We start from the raw sequence: 19,011 nt of genomic DNA on the forward strand, positions 1-19,011 counted from the left end.
ATGTATTTGGTGTTTGTGTTTAATTTTCAATAGTTGTTATGGATCCAAAACATCTTCCAAATTGATCTGGAATGCCTGTATTGAAGGAACAAATTCTACTTCATTTTCATTTAGGACGTTTACATTTTTATAGGGCACATAGCCTAGTTCCCGAATACATCTAGGTGCTAGATTTTCAATCATATTTACCTGTGCCGCATCTGTTACGACCAAGCCGGGCAATGTATCGGGTATATCAAATCGATACAACAGCCGAGTTGCGTTTCTGATATTGGTTGTCGTATGCCTTGCATGTGGTTCAATAATTACCGCTTCCTTCGGAATATCTAATTCCTCTATGAGGTATCTTCTCATTTCCACTGCTTCGCTAAAAGGTGTCCTGAATGGATATACATGTCCTCCTGAAACGATAATAAATGGGGCTAACCCGCTTTTAAATCTTTCCGCAGCCATTTTGCACCTTGCGATACCTTTTTCATGTATTCTTACCCCTTCTTTTTCCGGTCCAAATCCTGGCACCAGTAATGCGCTATATTTGTATAAACTCCAATCTATATTTTTAACGGCCAGAAAAGCTTCACTATTGTAACCCGCTGTTAGCGGTTCATATCTGGCAACTTCATCTCTACCATTAATATTAAGTACTGCAAGTGCTGTTTTTAAAGAAAGTTCAAAAAAAGGAAGTGATAATTTATCGTTAGATGGTGTGGTGACCGCTGTTATTATGGAATCAACCCGTTGAACAAATCGTGGATCGTCTTGCTTATAACTGATAGAGTCTATAGCGGCATATCGCTTAGGTGGATTTCCTCCTAAATAAACACGAAATATTCTGTTGATACCTTGGGCATTGTATTCCCAAACAGTACGTATAAATGCGGTATCGTTCAGATCATGGAATAAATTATAATGCCCCGACTCTTTTAGATTTTTAATTATAGATTGTATTTTCCCATTTTTTTCTAATATGCTAATAAGCGCCGTGCCTGCTTTCTCAATTTCTCTATCATTCCAACATAGCACTTCCGCATAACATTTTCCACTGTTACAGCGCTGTTGGGAAGAGGTAGTACGCGTAATTTGTTGCGCATAAATTTCTCTCAGTGACTCATCGTCTTCGATTGCTTTTTTTAGTTTTGTCTCTGAATTCAAAACTTTGAAAAAATAAAACAGTTTGTTCTTCATCACAGAATCGGGCGACACTTCTGTGTTTTTCGATGTGTCGTCGAAAGCTTGTGTATATGTCGTTATTCCAAAAAAAGCAAGAAATAGAAAAACTCTACTAAAGTTACACAACAGAATCATTATTTTCATATGTTCATCCTATCTTCTCTACACTAATTTCTTATTGAGGCTTGGTATATTCCAATTCTGCAAACACAGCACAATGATCTGATGCATCTGGTCTACAAATACGTTTAACCGAACGCACTTTCCAAGCTCCGGATTTTGGATACATGATAAAATCGATCTTACTTCTCATACCTGTACGGGTAGAAAAGGTATTTAAAAGATCTACATCTGATTCCGCAAAATCTTCCTTTAAAACTTCCATCTCCGGATCCGACAATTGCGCGTTTAAATCCCCACAGATAATCAACGGTTCGCGTTTAAGAACGGTTCTGTAATAATTGACCAATTCTTGGGTGTGAACAGTTCGCTCTTCCAAAGTGGTAGAAAGATGTGATGAATTGAACCAAATAGAGGTATTCTCGTCGAGTTTTATTTTAGCGTAGGCATAGGCCGTGCCGTAAGTCCCAGTTTTATAAGCAGGAATAACCTTAAAATCGTCTACTGGTAATTTTGACAATATGGCTGTACCATAGTCTCCACCTTGAAAATTCCGGGCTTTTGCAAAGTATCCCGTCAAGCCAGCACGTGTACTTAATTCTGCCGTTTGATCTATTCCTCCCGAGCGCGTAGTACCTTTGTCGACTTCCTGCAATGCTACCAAATCAGGATTTTCATCCTTGATAATCTGTCCAAATAAATCCATATCAATTTTCCCTAAAGTAGTCTCTCCATGAAAGATATTATAGGTTAAAACACGTATCGTATATGTTTTGGGTTCATCTTCCTCCTCCGGTTCAGGAACAACATCAGTCCCGCCTGTAGACTTTCCACAGCTTATCAAGAACATTACAAAAAAAAGGCTTATCGATATCACATTATTATACTTCATCTCCTGTCGATTTAATTTATGCTCATTTTCGCTTTTTCAGATATTATACCATTCTCCCTCCCGTCCTGCGCATACGTTGCAGAGCGGGAATGAGAATCAATTAGCTTAATAAACTAGCTATTTTGCCAACCCAGTATGCTTTCTATTTTGTCCCTTCATCGGCCATGGTGAGTTTGCAGGACCACCACCTTCTACCGTGATCTTACATAATTTAATTTTGTTGTTATCTGCTACTTCTACATAAACGTTTCCATTGTCACCTATTACGGGAGAATGAACTAAAGCAGCTGCTCCACCCACTGTAATCTGTTTCTCCAACTCTCCTTCCGCATTAACAATCAGAAATTTTCCTTCATTATTACCAAAATATATATTTCCGTTTTTATCGACTGCTGGCACACATTCCTCTACCCACGTAGGATAAGTCCATTTTTCAGCACCGGTAGCTGGATTCAAAGCTTTTAAGCCTCCTTTTGTACCAACATATAGATCGCCATTAGGACCAATGACGACTCCTGAACTATTGGGGCTTAATAGATCTCCCACTTTCCACTTCAATGTTCCCGTGGCACCATTATCCGTTACTGCAATGACCTCCTTATCATTTGTTGCATAGATTGTCCCATCAGCGTTAACGGATACAGAAGTTCCCAGGCCGACTTCTGCTTTTACCGGTGTAGCCCATTTTATGGTACCATCAGCTGTGCGATAAGCCGACAACGTCCCCAATCCACTATTATAAAAATAAACCGTACTGCCATCTTTGCTGATAGCGGGGGATGAGTATGTCGCCCCAATTCCTGTCGCTGCTAAAACAGACCACCTTTCTTTTCCACTACTGTCGAAAGAAAAGATACCGCCAGCGGTTGCCGTAATTCTGGAAGCGACATAAATATTTCCTGCGTTGTCGATAGCTGCGGTAGAATTGGAAGATCCAGCGTTATTGGTTGGCTGATCCCATAACATGTTGCCATTTGCCGTATTTATTTTTGCTATGCTATTCACATGCCACTTCGTTTGGTATATATTTCCATCTCCTCCCATGGAGGGAGCTGCGCGTAATCCTACTCCCGGAGCCCATTCCCATTTCACCTCTGCATTATTTCCTGCATCCGTTACTGCTACTAGTCTAGACGCTGCAGATGACATCCCACCTACGACATAATAAATTGTACCATCATCGCCAATTAATGGTCTTGTTGCATCGTTCATATTATCAATTGTCGTCGTATTCTCAAGTGTCCACGCCAATTCAGCCGGGAATTCGAATGTCGGATCAGCCTGGACGACAACCGTTTTCTTTACCGTCGCTTTTTTCCCCGCAGCATCCGTTCCCTCCAACTGTACTTCAAAAGACCCTTCTTGATTGTACGTAAAAGAAGGATCTTTTTCCGTTGATGTCGCCCCTGTGGAATTGCCAAAAGACCATTTCCATGATTTTATATTGCTAGACCCCTGATTCACATTAGCCGTAAATTTTATGGAGGTGCTTGCTGCCGGAGTTTCTGGAGCGTAGGAAAAATCGATGGATGGTTCTCCTTCATTTCCACCACCGCCGTCGTTGTCTTTTGAGCAGGATCCAAATGCCAGGACTAGCACGATCCCCATCATAAATAATCTTACATTTTTCATCTTCAATTCATTTTTAAATTATAATATATTAGTCAATTATTATCAGTCTCGCTCGACATCATCCCACTCTGGGTTTTGGTTAAGTTGTTTATTCAATATTAGCTCATTTAGAGGCAATGGATAAAGGTAGTCCTTGCCTTCGACAAAAACTTTCTCTATATTAGGATGAACGATGATATTGCCTTTGTTCCCCTCACTTAACGCCCTATCCGATCCCAAAATAAAATACTGCACTCCAGAAACAGGTGAAGAAGGCCTGGTATCTACGATACCGATATCATCGGTGCCATCCCCATCCAGATCAAAGATCCCTTTACCCGGGAAATAGGCGCCATAAAAAGTCTCGGCTAATAGCCGTCCTTGTTTCCAACGCATCAAGTCATAGTATCTAAAACCTTCCATGGCCAGCTCTACCCGTCTTTCTCTTCTGACTTCTAATATTAGCGGATCAGAAACATTATTGTATAAATCGGCTAGTTGCGGGTCAGTGGTAACTGCCTCGACGCTTATTCTTGGCATACCTACTCTATCCCTAAGCAGATTAATAGACCTGTTAGCTTCAGGTTGTGTCAATTTTCCCAGTTCGGCCATAGCTTCTGCATAATTTAGAAGCACTTCTGCATATCGAAAGATGGGTAAAGGTGTGTAGCTCGCTGTACCTCTTTCAACGCCACTCACAAATTTTATATTTTGATAACCTGTAAGTGCATTTGCATAATCTGGTTTCAGCGGAGCGGAAGTAGCAGGAGCACCAATACGTCTGTAACCGGGTGTACGTATGGTTTGGGCTAATCGCGGATCACGATTTTTCACTTCTTCCCAGAAAGGCAACTCATCATAATTTGGCAACGAAGAAAATGGCTTTCCATTAGCTAATAAATAGGAATCTATTAGCGATTTTGTTAACCCGGGATTACCCCTTGTAGCGGACGTAAAAATATCATTGGTAGGATGTGACATATTTACGTCTATTCCGTAAAGTCTTGTTAATATGTATTCGTCCGAATTGGGTGTCTCCGAAGCAAAGAGATTAAGATAAACAGTACTTGGATTTCCTTGCGCTAATTTATAGGGACTTGTCTTAATAAATAAGTCCGCAGCGTCCGCTGCTTCCTGTAGAAGTCCATCAGCAGAAGACTGTAACCCAAGATTAGTATGATATTTTCTAAAAGTCCCTTCAAAAAGACAAACTCTTGACTTTAAAGCCAATGCTGCCCATTTATTAATACGACCGGGTGTCTTTGCCGACCGAACGTTGTTGATAGCAAAATTAAGGTCGGCTTTGATAGAATCGATGATCAATGTCCGTGAATCACGAGCCTTAAATAGATCGGGATCACCCACATTTAAGGAACGTCCATACCATGGCACGTTGCCAAAACGTTTTACCTTTTCAAAGTAAAAATACGCTCTAAAAAATCTTGCTATACCACCGTAATGGTTTCTCGCCTCTTCGGGTATGGCGGGTTTGTCATAATGTTCCAAAAAATAATTGATATTATATAATTGAGACCAAGTCCAACCTGCCGCTTCGGCATCACTAGGCACCCTTCTTAATCCGGCCACCAGCTCATCTAATCCGGAAACATTCACATTGTCACTCGAAAAATCATCTGTTGGAATATTATTTCCCGGTAGATATGTGTAGAAGCTGTTGGTGTATAGTTCTAAATCACTTTCGGTATTAAAAAAAACCTGCGGGCTGATCTCGCTTTGTGGATAACGCTCCAAAAAATCAGAATCACAGGAAGCGAGTATAACGCTGCCGGCAAATAAAAGTATAAATTTCTGTATCTTCTTCATGATAGGCAATTTTTAAAAGTTAATTTCCAGACCGAATGTGAACGTACGCATCATAGGATACACAAATCCTTGACCGTTCGTTCTGCCTCCCTCGTCATCATCATTAATTCCTTCGGGATCAAACGCGCTCGAAAGCTTGGTCCACTCGTAGAGATTCTCCCCGGAGAAAAATACTCTCACACCTTGCATCCTTGCTTTGGACAGCACGGATTGTGGTAAAGAATACCCTACAGTAATGTTTTTTAACCTGAGATACGAAGCATCCTGTAAATATCTCGTTTGAGTAGCACCCAGGGATCGATCTGTTGTCAATGCTTCATAGGCTCTCAATCTTGGAAAATAGGCGTCCGGATTTTCTGGTGTCCAATAATTTCCGGCAATATGTTCATATACAGGCTGACTCCACCGATTGTAAAAACCCCAGAATACTGCTGACTCTGGACCCGGATAGAATTGGCGCTTTCCTATCCCCTGAAGGAAAACATCCAACGAAAAATTATACCAGTTAAAACCCGCGTTTACCCCATAAGCATATCTAGGCGTTGTATTACCTATGATCTGTAGGTCTCCGGGATCGTCAACCGTATTACTTCCGAAATCGATTCTGCCACTACCATCTGTATCTTCAAACTTTATATCCCCTGCCAAGGGCATACCAGTAAACAGACGTAGTCTTGACTGATCAGCATGAGAGGCTGACTCCTCATCTGTTTGAAAGAAACCTAATGTTTTGTAACCCCAGATTTCACCCACTTCCATTCCCTCGTAGTAATCATCACTCAACAATTTATTGGGATTATTGAATCTTGTAATATGCGATCGGTTATCAGACAGCACCACGGAGAAATTATAGGAAAAGGGTTTATCTAGGAGCTGAAAACGATCATTCCACTTTAAGGAGAGCTCCCACCCTTTCGTTCTGAGGTCTGCCGCATTTTCCCGAGGCTCGGTAGCACCTAACACAGCAGGTTGCTGCTGACCTTTTGTTAACATATTTTTTGTATCGCGTACGTAATAATCAAATCCGACGTCCAATCTATTATTCATCATACTGAAATCAAATCCACCATTAAGTGTGGTCGATGTTTCCCATGTAAGGTTGAAAGGGATAAGGGCTGGAGCACTCACAGCTAAAGGTCTCTGCCCTCCTACTTCCAATAACCTCGATAGTGTATATGGATCTAGCGAACTGATATAAGCATAACTATTTTTGAGCTGATTCCCTCCAAGAGCCTGGTTGCCCAGTGATCCATAAGATCCGCGAAATTTCAGACTATTGACTACATGGGAAATTGAGCTAAAAAAGTCTTCGTTGGAAACTACCCAACCAGCAGAGACAGAAGGAAAGAAACCGAACCTTGTCTCCCTGGCAAAACGAGAAGTACCGTCGTAACGACCATTAAACTCCACCAGATATTTACTTTTATAATCGTAGTTTAGTCTTGTAAAATAACCCTGTAGCGCCCATTCTGCTTTTCCCGCACCTAGCGTAGGAATACCATTGGTGAGGTTCAGCGATCCAAGATCTTTGGTAATATTACCATCCCGGCGAGCAAAGAAATTATCAATTTGATACAATTCTTGATTGTAGCCAATTAATCCTTTAAAATTATGATCGTTAAACCGTTGTTCAAATTCTGCAAATAGGTTGATGATATGATGCTTATTTTCACCGAAAGACGACCGATAATAATCGGGACCATTAAAAATAGCGATGTTATTATTACGATCTTCATAAGTTTGGCGAAAGTTCTGAATATCGTTTCTGTCCTGCGTAACGAAATAAGTATAATCGCCATTAATTTTCAGTCTATTATCAAAAAAATTTGTACGAAAACCTAGTGTATTCTTTAATAATTGCCGCTTCTCAATCGTTCGTCCAGCATCAGTCATCTGACCAAAAGTAGACATCCCGGCCAAGGTATAATTACCATTTGCAGTTCTGATCGCCTCATAAGGATTGGCGTAAAGGGAAAGATATCTGTAAACACTGTATCCTCCATCAGTTACATATCTATTCGGCGTATCATACACACCCTGATTAAGCTCCGTATTATTAAAAACATTGATCCACCCTGCCAGTTGTTTATCCAATTTGAGTCGCAAACTGTATTTTTTAAGATTATCTGTTTCCACGCGATAAATTCCGTCTCTTTTTTCGTGCCCAACAGAAAGGAAATAGTTTGTATTATCGTTAGCTCCGGAAATGCTGAGATAATTTTTCGAAAACGGCATATTATCGTTATAGAACTCTCCATACCAATCGGTTGAAGCTCCTCTTATAAAATTCCCTGAAGCATCTATTCCCAATTCAGGCAACGACGGATCAGCTTCTCTTTGTTCAAGGTAATCAATCACCGCATTCAATCCAGGTGCATCTGTTCCGGCATATCCTCTATAGGCGTCATTTTGTATACGGGCATGTTCCAGTGAATTTAATAACACACGTGGTATACGTATTGGCGAACCTGTACCGAAATTATTTGTATATCTTATTTGCGGCCTGCCCTCTTTACCTTTTTTCGTTGTGACGAGCACCACGCCGAAAGCAGCCCTAGCGCCGTAGATAGCGGCCGAAGAAGCATCTTTCAGAACCGTAACGCTTTCTACGTCTTCAGGATTAAGCTGATTGATCTCTCCTGGCGTTCCATCAATCAATATAAGCGGTGAACCGCCGTTAATCGAAGTAAAACCCCGAAGGTTGAAATCCCCTCCCCGGTTTAGCTGACCATCCCCAAAGCTGATGTTTAGGTTGGGGATTGCCCCTTGCAATCCCTGTGCAAGATTAACGATCGGCCTGTTCTGAAAAACTTCTGCCCCAACCTGGTTTACTGCGCCCGTGACTTTTTCCTTGCTCTGGGTTCCATACCCCACAACAATCACTTCCTCAACTCTTCGCTCGTCAGAAGCTAATGTAATATCGATTTTCGACCGCCCGTTTACCTTTATTTCCGACGTCTCGTACCCGATGGAACTGACCATTAAAATTTCTGCTCCGTTCGGAATTTCCAAATCGTACAAACCATCTGCGTTTGTAGCTGTCGCAATGGATAGTCCTTTCGCTTCGACTTTAGCGCCTGCTAAGGGTTCGCCCGTGGTAGCATCTGTGACCCGACCAGTGATTATTCTATTTTGTCTATTTGTAAACGGGTCGATGTCGGACGCCCAGCTTAACGATTGGCTAAAAAAGATGAGCGCTATAACAACAAAATATTTGTTGAAGAGCTTCATTCTGAAATCATGTATTGCTATTTTCATGTGCTTAGGGTTAGTTTTTTCATTTTTAATTATCATTTAGGATTTGCTGTCTGAAACCTTATCATTCATTTATTTTTATCTCTGTTACGATAGGGAAATGATCTGAAGCAAGCGTTTTAATGACGTTGCTATTTACAAATTCAACATCTCCACTCCCCATAATATAATCTATCCTTATCGTGGGGTTATTGGATTTAAACGTAAAAGCATCTGGTTGCTTCTCAAAAGCGTCGATCATCCCATTTTTTATATACCTTATCGAAGGATTCTCTGGTACAGCATTGAAATCCCCCATCAATATTTTTGCCCCCTCTCTTTCTGCCATCCATTGCTTTAGCTGTACAGATTGTGATTGAAGACTTGCAGGATCCGTATCTAAATGCGTTACGTAAAACAAAACGGGCTTACCTTTCACGACGATCTTGGTTTCTAACAATCCATGATAATGTTTGGAGTATGCATCAAATATTCTAGCATTCAAAAATTCTATAGGTTGCTTGCTTAGAATAGCATGGCCAAATTCTCGAGTTTTATTTCCAGACGCAGGAATAGCCGATTTCCATGTCGTCTTCTGAAATTGGTAATTCATCTCCAAGGCATCCGCAATAATTTGGAGTTGATCTTCATAATTACTCCGGGAATCGTAATTTCTGTCAATTTCATTAAGAGCAATAACATCCGCATTAAGGCCTTTCAATACTTCAGCTATTCTATGTGGACTTAATACACCATCGGTACCCGTACACCAATGCGTATTATATACCGCTACACGAATGACATTTTCTTTTTCATCTGGTTCTGGCAGTGGTTCTGCGACTCCCTTTCCACATGCAACCGCTATGAACAACAGTAGCACCAATAAAACTGAACGGTTAGCTATCATCATAATTTATCGTTTTTAGTATTTATTTTCTATTATTTTTATAATCTCTATAACTAGGTTCTCCGCTATCATCTGATGCCCATCATCATTTGGATGGACGCCGTCAGTCAGTAGGGTCTCATAACGTTTACCATTCTTGTTGTATTCTAAAAACAACTTATTATTATCTACCAAACCTACTTTATATTCAGCGGCCAGAGAGCGAACCGCTTCTGCATACTCCGAAAGCCTCGTATTTTGAAAAGCTGACCGTTGTGGCTTGGCAATGGGACTCGGAGATACTAAAATTATTTTTGATTTTGTTTTTTGCAGTTCCGTGATCATATATATCAAGTTGCTTCGATAATCCTCTAGTGGGATACGTGACTTTCCATCGAGCCGATTACTGTCTATATAGGCATCATTATGACCGAACCCGATAATGACAAGATTGGGTTTATGACTGAGCACGTCTGGTATAAAACGATCTAACCCGTGCTGTACCTGTATCCTGTCGTTGTCAATTAGTCTGCCCGAATGGCTGCCACCAATTCCTGAATTGATAACAACAGCATTTATTCCTCTATTTTTCAGCAATGCAGGCAAACGCTGTGCAAAAACTTGCTGTACATTAGAACGAACTGCCGTTATAGAGTTCCCAAACGCAACAATCTTCAATACAGTTGTATCTTTTCCAGGTTTCACCCACCCCGTGCAACCTAATGATTCCTCCCTCCCCTTTCCTTTCACTCCAAACATCATTATCGCTGAAGTTATAAGTACGAACAGAATATATAAGCTAGTTCTCTTCATAATTTCAAATTCAATCTAAAACACATTAAGTTTATTTGCGTTTTTCAAAACAAATATAAACGCATAAAAACGAATATCAAAATATTTTTACGCTATTTAATATAAAATTAATCGAATATTAATATAAAAGTAGCTATATATGCGCTTTTAAGCGCATATTATCCATGCAATAAACGCAATATTAATATCCGCACAAAACCTTACCTTTGACAAACACGACCAAAAAGTAATTGAACGATGTTAAAAGAGGAACGCTTAAAAATAATACTGCGCGAAATCAACTTACACAACAAGGTACTATCCACCGATCTTAGTGAGCTGTTGCAAGTTTCCGAGGACACGGTCCGTCGGGATCTAAAAGAACTTACTGAGGCTGGACTCATCACCAAGGTACACGGCGGTGCAATAAGTAATTCGCTCGTCACCCCCTTTCAACAACAGGAAACAGTTTACGGATCTGAAGCCAAGAAAGTGATTGCGGAAAAGGCTATTTCCTTATTAAAGAAAGATCAGGTTATTTTAATCGAGGGAGGAACAACCATCCAGGCTTTCGCGAAAGTAACCCCAAAAAACCTCAGTTTGCACTTTTTTACCATAAGCCCGCAAACAGCCATTGCTTTGGCAGAAAATAACGATGCTATCGTAAACACAATCGGAGGAAGGCTACATAAAGATTCATATCTGCACACGGGGGCGGATGTCGTCAATCAGCTAAAAGATATCCGGGCGAATATATGCGTCTTAGGCGCAAATGGTTTTTCCGCAGAACAAGGGCTTAGTGATATCGACTGGGAAATCGTTCAAGCCAAAAAAGCTATGATACAATCATCAAAAACAACCGTTGTGATGTGTATCAGTGAAAAACTGAATAGCAATAGAAAATTTATTGTTTCATCAATCGAACAAATTGATTACCTCATAACCGAACTACCTGCAGACAGCCCTTTATTAGAACCCTACCGCAAAGTAGGCATAAAAATATTATAAGGACAATTTATTAAGATGAAAGGCGTCAACTTACTTCTTCATTGTACCGGTTTCCGCGAGTCGTAAGTGCCAGCTAAAGGCTTCTTCCAATAAATGGGGGGTATGTCCCCCTCTTTCACACGCCCTATCGAAATAGGACTGAAGCTCTTCTTTAAAATCCGGATGAACACAATTATCGATAATTTTTTGGGCGCGCTCCCTTGGGGCGAGCCCACGTAAATCCGCCAAACCGATATCAGTAACCAAAATATCAACGTCATGTTCGGTATGATCTACATGCGACACCATGGGCAGCACATGCGAAATCGTATTATTTTTAGAAGCTGCTTGCGTCACAAAAATACTGAGGTATGCATTTCGGGCAAAATCACCCGAACCACCGATACCATTCATGATTTTTGAACCTGCTATATGTGTAGAGTTGACGTTTCCGTAAATATCAAATTCAATTGCTGTATTGATAGCAATAACTCCTAACCGGCGAATCAAGCCCGGTGTATTGGAAATATTTTGGGGACGAAGTACAATTTTGTCCCGATATCGCTGCAAATTATTGAATACCCTTTCATAACACTCCTCGGAAACAGTAATAGATGACGCGGAAGCAAAAGACAGTTTTCCAGCATCTATCAAATCAAAAGTACTATCCTGCAACACTTCGGAAAACATGGTTAAATCATAAAAATTACTATTTTTAAAACCCATCAATACCGCATTGGCTACTTTTCCAATTCCTGCCTGCAAAGGCTGAAGTCGGTCACTAAGATGCCCCAACTGCACTTCATTCTCAAAGAAATTCAAGATATGGGCAGCTATAGCTGTTGTTTTCGCATCGGGCTCGGCAATGTCCGCCGGACTGTCTTTTTTGTCTGTAAAAACGATTCCAACAATCTTATCCGGATTAACAGAAATGGTCTTACGACCGATCTTGTTCCATGGAGCAACAATGGGTATTACATTTCGATATGGGTAATTCTCTGGTTTATATATATCATGCAGCCCGTAAACCTCCACCGGGATAGCCGTATTAATTTCAATAATCAACTTTTCGGCCAGTTCAGCAAATGTCGCTGAATTTCCGACAGAAGTGGTAGGCACGAGACTACCATCTCGATCGATGTATGCCACTTCAATAACCGCAATATCTACAGAAGGAAGATTCTTGTTATGCAACAACTCTGCACTCTCACTAAGGTGCTGGTCAATAAACAACACCTCACCTGCATTAATCTTGTTCCGCAGCGTACGGTCTACCTGAAACGGCATTCTTTTTTTTAACGCCCCTGCCGCTGCAAGTTTTCCATCTGTGTCATGGCCCAGCGATGCACCAGTCATCAGCGTAATTTTTATATCTTCATTTTTCGCTCGTTCTGCCAATGCTTCCAGTACAACTTTACTGTCTCCCGCTTTCGTAAAGCCACTGGCACCAACTACCATATCGTTCTCAAAAAAACCGATCGCTTCTTGTACGGTCATCACTTTATCTTTCAGCCTTTCTAATTTTATTCTTTCCTCTGCCATATAAAATATGCTATTACCTTTCAACAAGATGTAAGATAAGCAATAATAAGCAATTTCATGTATGTCTTCTACTTTTTTGGTTATGTCGTTAAAAAACTAGAAATTTATGCCTCTTACTTAAGAAAACAATGGACAGAACGCTTTATGTAGACAAATATTATATGACGGAAGTAGACACTTTCGAAAATAGTATTTATTGCCACCATGCTCTTATGGGCGAAAGCTTCATTTCCGAACACAGCCATATAAAAGGACAATTTCTTTATACAGAAGGAGGGATCGTTTTTTTAAAAACGGAAGAAAAGTCTTACTTTCTACCAGCACGTCATTATATATGGATTCCAGGCGGGATAAAACACAGCATACATCCCAGTAGTCCAGAGGTGGTGATGCGAAATTTATATTTCCCAAAATTTGACACCGACACAGACTTTTTCGACGATGTAAACATCTACCCTGTCAATGATTTTTTAATCGAGTTTATCATGTTCACCAATCGTTGGACGGGTAATATATTTCCTTCTGAAGAACCTAAGTTCTCCATCGCGAAGGCTTTTAAGTTAATCCTTCCGGAAATATCCCAAACGGAATTACCCCTAGCACTTCCGTATCCAAAACATGAAAAACTAAAGGCGATTGTCAATTATCTAGAACAAAGGATAGACAAGAACATTAGCTTTAAAAATCTAGCAAACGAGTTTGAGGTTAGCGAACGGACTTTAGCCCGTCTATTTCAAAGGGAATTAAATATGAGCTTTATCCAATATTACACCATTCTTCGCATGCTTACCGCATTAAAACTGCTTTTGGACGAAAAGATGAGCGTAAACGAAGTAGCGATGCAAGTGGGATACAGCAGCTTGCCCACTTTCAGCAATACATTCAACAAAGTTATCGGGGTAAGACCCAGTGAATATGTCAAAAACAAAAATTTATTACTATAACCTTAAACCACACGCATGAACATCAAACTCAGTTTTCTATCGGCATTAGCAACGGGAGCCATTTTATTTGCTTGCTCTTCGGCAGGAAGTAAAACAACACTACCAAACGATGAAACACTTCAACCCATTCAACTCTTTAATGGCGAAGACATCAACGATTGGACGCCAAAAATTAGATTGCACGAAGTAGGCGAGAACTATGCCAATACATTTCGGGTAGAAGATGGCCTACTGAAAGTACGCTACGACGGCTATGATGATTTCAACAAACAGTATGGTCATTTAGCTTATAATACACCCTATAGTTATTATCTCCTCCGTGTAGAATATCGTTTTGTCGACGAACAGGTTCAGGGAGGCGAAGGTTGGGCGTGGCGCAACAGCGGAGCGATGCTTCACGGGCAGGATCCGAATACTATGCTGAAAGAACAGGATTTTCCGATCTCTATTGAAGGACAGTTTCTCGGTGGAAACGGTAAGGATGAACGGACGACATCGAACTTATGTACGCCAGGAACAAATGTTGTTATTGATGGAACACTATTTACACCTCATTGCACAAGTTCTACATCAAAAACTTATCATGGGGATGAATGGGTAACGGCTGATTTTCTGGTATTAGGCGATTCTCTTATTCAACACATACTGGAAGGAGAAGTTGTACTGGAGTACAACAAACCTCAAATTGGAGGAGGAAATGTGGAACATTATGACCCTGCCCAGAAAACCGACGGCAAACTTTTAGATCAAGGATTTATCTATCTTCAAAGTGAAAGCCATCCGATCGACTTCCGAAAAGTGGAATTATACGATTTAGCTCCTTACAAAGACAACAAGGCTAAACTGGACGAGATTATCCAAAAGCTTCTGTAGCAAATTTTCTCAACGAAAGCCAACAAGAAAAGGGATGTAAATCAATACATCCCTTTTTATTCTTAAAGAATAAGCTACAAATTAACCTAATTTATTAACTAACTTCGTTAATTTAGATTTGTTGTTAGACGCCTTGTTCTTGTGGATAACATTTTTCTTAGCCAAACGATCAAGCATGGAAACAACTCTTGGTAACAACGTTTTAGCTTCTTCAGCATCTGTTGTATTACGTAATTTTTTGATTGCGTTACGAGTAGTTTTCGCCTGATAACGGTTTCTTAAGCGTTTTGCCGCGTTTGCTCTAATTCTTTTAAGCGCTGATTTATGATTTGCCATTTCTCTTAGCTATTTTTATTTTCTTTCTTATACTAATTTCGGAATGCAAAAATAACATATCGTTTCCAATATTCAAAATGTATTTGAAAAATGTTATTATCGGAATTATAAATACTAACATCTAATCCCTAATTTCGTTTATGCAAAAACTATCAATGGAAGAGTTAAATCGGATTGACGTCGATTCTTTTAAAAACCAAGAAAAAATTCCGATTATCGTTGTTTTGGACAACGTGCGCAGTATGCATAATGTTGGATCAACGTTCCGCACAGCGGACGGATTTGCTATCGAAAAAATTGTTTTATGTGGTATTACAGGCACGCCTCCACACCGCGAAATCGAAAAAACCGCATTGGGTGCGACGCAATCTGTCGATTGGGAGCATCATCCAGATACGATGACTGCTATTGAGCAATTGAAGAAAGAACATTATACCCTCCTTGCCATTGAACAGGCTACCGGGAGTACTGTATTACAAAACTTTGAGACAGATCCACAAAAAAAATATGCGTTGATATTCGGCAATGAGGTGCATGGTGTATCGGATGACGTCATGCAAGCCGTTGACGGGTGTATTGAAATTCCCCAATTTGGTACTAAACACTCCTTAAATGTATCGGTTACCATCGGAATTGTATTGTGGCAGTTCCTACAAAAGTTGAAGCTTTTGTAAGGTTGTAAATCATTGTAGAAAAAAAGACGAATAGCGCGAGCTTAAATTTTTAGAAGTCATTGCAAAATAGTAGATTTGCTTTGCAAAAAAACAGAAAAAATGAGTGTATTAGTAAATAAAGATTCAAAGGTAATTGTACAAGGCTTTACCGGAAATGAAGGTACTTATCACGCATCTCAAATGATTGAGTACGGTACGAATGTAGTTGGAGGTGTAACTCCAGGTAAAGGAGGGCAATCTCATTTAGATCGTCCTGTCTTCAATACAGTACAAGATGCGGTAGAAGCAACTGGTGCTAACGTTTCTATCATTTTTGTTCCTCCTGCATTTGCTGCTGATGCGATTATGGAAGCGGCTCAAGCAGGTATTGAAGTTATTGTTTGTATCACAGAGGGTATCCCTACTAAAGATATGATTCAAGTAAAATCATACTTGAGCGATAAAAATTCTAGATTAATCGGGCCAAACTGTCCCGGTATTATCACTGCTGAAGAAGCTAAAATAGGTATCATGCCTGGTTTTATTTTCAAAAAAGGAAAAGTTGGTGTTGTTTCTAAGTCAGGAACGTTGACTTACGAAGCAGTAGACCAAACAGTAAAAGCTGGTTTAGGTATTACAACAGCCATTGGTATCGGCGGAGACCCTATCATCGGCACGACAACAAAAGAAGCTGTAGAGTTGTTGATGAACGATCCAGAAACAGAAGGGATTATCATGATCGGAGAAATCGGCGGTGGCATGGAAGCAGAAGCAGCTCGTTGGATTAAAGAACATGGTACTAAACCAGTAGTTGGTTTTATTGCGGGACAGACAGCGCCTCCGGGACGTCGTATGGGACATGCCGGCGCAATCGTAGGCGGAGCAGATGATACTGCTGCTGCGAAAATGAAGATTATGCGAGAATGCGGTATTCGCGTTGTAGAATCGCCTGCCGAAATTGGAGTTGCTATTGCAGAAGAATTGGCAAAATAGTTATACGAAGCCTTTCTTTCTAATGATAAAAAGCCCGAACGTACGTCCGGGCTTTCTCTTTCTATTTATTTCCGTGATTGGAAGTTATCTCTCTAACTTTGTTAAACTCATGCTCTATTTCCTTAGAAACGGGTTTCGTCATATAGGAAACAATGACCGTGGTCAGAAAGCTAGCTAAAAACCCCGGTATAATTTCATAAACATCTTTATAATCATGAGGCACATATACCCAAAGCAGCACAACAGATCCGCCTACCAACATACCTGCCAAACCACCCATCGCCGTAATACGCTTCCACAAAAGCGAAAGAATAATTAATGGGCCAAACGCTGCGCCAAAACCTGCCCAGGCATTCCCTACCAACCCTAAAATACTTTCTTTCGGATTTAAAGATAATAACACAGCAATGACCGCTACAACGAGAACGGATACTCGGCTCATGATCAACATACTTTTAGGGCTGGCTTGTTTATTTAAAAAAGTCCGGTAGATATCTTCGGTCATAGAACTGGATGTAACTAACAACTGAGAAGATATCGTACTCATCACAGCTGCTAAAATAGCAGATAGAAAAAAACCTCCTATCAAAGGATGAAATAGCACTCGGGATAAATGGATAAATATCGTCTCTGCTAACTCCCGTGAACCATCAAATTTCTGCATTGTAGCGACATCAAATTTCTGCAGGTAAGCAATCCCAAAAAAACCAACTAATAAGGCTCCGCCTACCGTAAACATCATCCAAGTAATACCAATACGTCGTGCCTTCGGTATATCACGAACGCTATCAATTGCCATAAAACGGACCAATATATGCGGTTGACCAAAATACCCCAACCCCCACGCTAACAAGGAAATAATCGAAATGGTAGTTGTACCCCTCCACAAGTCCATATAACTTTCATTTTTACTATATATAATATCAACCGTTTCTCCCAAACCACCTATATGAAAAACGACAACCGCAGGTACAATCAGCAACGCGAGAAGCATGATAGTACCTTGAACAACATCCGTCAAACTCACCGCCATAAAACCGCCAAAAAAAGTGTAAAAAACCACAACCAATGTTGTTACCCACAGACCGGTTTGATAATCAATCCCAAAAGCTGATTCAAAAAGCCTTCCTCCGGAAACCATCCCAGCCGACGTATATAAAGTAAAAAAAACAAGAATAAGAACAGAAGAAACCAACTTCAAAAGTTGCGTTTTATCATGAAAACGATTTTCGAAGAAAACCGGCAATGTAATCGCATTCTTGGCCACTTCGGTATATACACGTAATCGAGGTGCGACAATAACATAATTTAAAAAAGCGCCTATTGTCAATCCAATAGCAAGCCAAGCTCCTGATAGCCCCATAAAGTACATCGCTCCCGGCAAACCCATCAATAACCAACCACTCATGTCAGATGCTCCTGCAGATAACGCAGTCACGAGCGGTCCCATCTTTCGTCCACCAATTAAAAATTCCTCTGAGTTGCTGGTCGATTTTCGATAAGCATATATTCCTATCAAAACCATCACCAACATATATAATCCGATAGAAATTAGTTCATAAATATTCATACGCAATTAATTTTTCTTAATGTTTCTGTTATACTATTCTAATTCTATTTTGGCTACAAAACAACAATACTAGCAAAATACGGCGAGTTCTATACACAGGAGACAAATAAAAAAGCCCCTCCAGTTTCCTGAAGGGGCTTTGTATAAAATTTGGCACCGACCTACTCTCCCACCTTTTACGGCAGTACCATCGGCTCTGGCGGGCTTGACTGCTCTGTTCGGAATGGGAAGAGGTAGACACCGCCGATATAGGCACCTAAAATGCTGTTTTATGCTTCGTCCCTCGCGGACGTTGCTGATACAATCCAATTACTTTTCCGCTAAATACCGAAAAAAGGGGATAGTATCCGAATATCTTTATTCTAGCTGTCAGAAATCGGTATGGGTGTAAAACATACCACCGATATCACCTGGACACTAGGGTTGACATTCATTGGGAAAAAAAGTTGACAAAAGGAAGAGGACAGCGGAACTTTCCGGCGCGGAAAGCTTCGGGCTATTAGTACCGCTCGGCTGTGGTGTCTCCACCTCTACACCTGCGGCCTATCGACGTGGTAGTCTCCCACGGCCCTGTAAGGAAGCCT

At 40.5% G+C, this 19,011-nt stretch carries 15 protein-coding genes and 2 rRNA genes; 5 read left to right on the forward strand and 12 right to left on the reverse strand.

All coding sequences use genetic code 11. The features are described 5' to 3' along the window. Positions 1-36: 36 nt before the first annotated feature. From H8B21_RS11890 to H8B21_RS11920, 7 genes are all read right to left on the reverse strand, one after another. The gene (locus tag H8B21_RS11890) at positions 37-1,152 is read right to left on the reverse strand and encodes a YdcF family protein (RefSeq protein ID WP_190313954.1); all 1,116 of its coding nucleotides are present in this window, start codon (positions 1,150-1,152) and stop codon (positions 37-39) included. A 193-nt stretch (positions 1,153-1,345) separates the two neighbouring features. After that, positions 1,346-2,182, reverse strand: coding sequence for an endonuclease/exonuclease/phosphatase family protein (locus tag H8B21_RS11895; RefSeq protein WP_190313955.1), 837 nt, complete (start codon positions 2,180-2,182; stop codon positions 1,346-1,348). A gap of 117 nt (positions 2,183-2,299) precedes the next feature. Then, positions 2,300-3,814 carry a PKD domain-containing protein gene (locus tag H8B21_RS11900; RefSeq protein ID WP_190313956.1) on the reverse strand — a complete coding sequence of 505 codons (1,515 nt, stop codon included), beginning with the start codon at positions 3,812-3,814 and terminating at the stop codon, positions 2,300-2,302. Between the two features lie 42 nt (positions 3,815-3,856). Then, entirely contained in the window at positions 3,857-5,617 is a 1,761-nt protein-coding gene (locus H8B21_RS11905; RefSeq protein ID WP_190313957.1) for a RagB/SusD family nutrient uptake outer membrane protein, read from the reverse strand. Between the two features lie 12 nt (positions 5,618-5,629). Further along, positions 5,630-8,875, reverse strand: a complete 3,246-nt coding sequence (locus tag H8B21_RS11910; RefSeq protein WP_190313958.1) for a SusC/RagA family TonB-linked outer membrane protein — start codon at positions 8,873-8,875, stop codon at positions 5,630-5,632. A 61-nt stretch (positions 8,876-8,936) separates the two neighbouring features. Further along, complete coding sequence (locus H8B21_RS11915; protein WP_190313959.1) at positions 8,937-9,761, reverse strand: endonuclease/exonuclease/phosphatase family protein; 825 nt, start codon at positions 9,759-9,761, stop codon at positions 8,937-8,939. 12 nt (positions 9,762-9,773) lie between these two features. Further along, a complete protein-coding gene (locus H8B21_RS11920; protein WP_190313960.1) occupies positions 9,774-10,550 on the reverse strand; it encodes an SGNH/GDSL hydrolase family protein in 777 nt (258 codons plus the stop codon). 237 nt (positions 10,551-10,787) lie between these two features. Between H8B21_RS11920 and H8B21_RS11925 the strand changes: the two genes are divergently transcribed. Beyond that, positions 10,788-11,537 carry a DeoR/GlpR family DNA-binding transcription regulator gene (locus tag H8B21_RS11925; protein ID WP_190313961.1) on the forward strand — a complete coding sequence of 250 codons (750 nt, stop codon included), beginning with the start codon at positions 10,788-10,790 and terminating at the stop codon, positions 11,535-11,537. Between the two features lie 30 nt (positions 11,538-11,567). Here the strand turns inward: H8B21_RS11925 and H8B21_RS11930 are convergent, their stop codons facing one another. Next, a complete protein-coding gene (locus H8B21_RS11930) occupies positions 11,568-13,058 on the reverse strand; it encodes a succinate CoA transferase (RefSeq protein WP_190313962.1) in 1,491 nt (496 codons plus the stop codon). A gap of 128 nt (positions 13,059-13,186) precedes the next feature. Between H8B21_RS11930 and H8B21_RS11935 the strand changes: the two genes are divergently transcribed. Together H8B21_RS11935 and H8B21_RS11940 are read left to right on the forward strand one after the other, a co-directional pair. Then, positions 13,187-14,002 carry a helix-turn-helix transcriptional regulator gene (locus H8B21_RS11935; RefSeq protein WP_190313963.1) on the forward strand — a complete coding sequence of 272 codons (816 nt, stop codon included), beginning with the start codon at positions 13,187-13,189 and terminating at the stop codon, positions 14,000-14,002. Between the two features lie 15 nt (positions 14,003-14,017). Beyond that, entirely contained in the window at positions 14,018-14,875 is an 858-nt protein-coding gene (locus H8B21_RS11940) for a 3-keto-disaccharide hydrolase (protein WP_190313964.1), read from the forward strand. An 81-nt stretch (positions 14,876-14,956) separates the two neighbouring features. On the opposite strand, the gene rpsT is transcribed toward H8B21_RS11940, so the two are convergent. Next, positions 14,957-15,211: a 30S ribosomal protein S20 gene (gene rpsT, locus H8B21_RS11945; RefSeq protein ID WP_105718454.1), complete on the reverse strand. Its 255-nt coding sequence runs from the start codon at positions 15,209-15,211 to the stop codon at positions 14,957-14,959. 140 nt (positions 15,212-15,351) lie between these two features. Here rpsT and H8B21_RS11950 point away from each other — a divergent pair, with 140 nt between their 5' ends. Beyond that, positions 15,352-15,885 carry an RNA methyltransferase gene (locus H8B21_RS11950; protein WP_190313965.1) on the forward strand — a complete coding sequence of 178 codons (534 nt, stop codon included), beginning with the start codon at positions 15,352-15,354 and terminating at the stop codon, positions 15,883-15,885. Between the two features lie 99 nt (positions 15,886-15,984). After that, complete coding sequence (gene sucD, locus H8B21_RS11955; protein ID WP_190313966.1) at positions 15,985-16,857, forward strand: succinate--CoA ligase subunit alpha; 873 nt, start codon at positions 15,985-15,987, stop codon at positions 16,855-16,857. Between the two features lie 61 nt (positions 16,858-16,918). Here sucD and putP read toward each other — a convergent pair whose 3' ends face one another. The 3 genes from putP to H8B21_RS11970 form a co-directional block, all read right to left on the reverse strand. Next, positions 16,919-18,427 (reverse strand): sodium/proline symporter PutP, encoded by a 1,509-nt coding sequence (gene putP / locus H8B21_RS11960; protein ID WP_190313967.1) that lies wholly within the window; start codon positions 18,425-18,427, stop codon positions 16,919-16,921. A 148-nt stretch (positions 18,428-18,575) separates the two neighbouring features. Continuing rightward, positions 18,576-18,687 (reverse strand): 5S ribosomal RNA (gene rrf / locus H8B21_RS11965). A 219-nt stretch (positions 18,688-18,906) separates the two neighbouring features. Then, positions 18,907-19,011: ribosomal RNA gene (locus tag H8B21_RS11970) — 23S ribosomal RNA — on the reverse strand; the annotation flags it as partial.

It is taken from the genome of Sphingobacterium chuzhouense, assembly GCF_014692525.1.
GTDB lineage: Bacteria > Bacteroidota > Bacteroidia > Sphingobacteriales > Sphingobacteriaceae > Sphingobacterium > Sphingobacterium chuzhouense.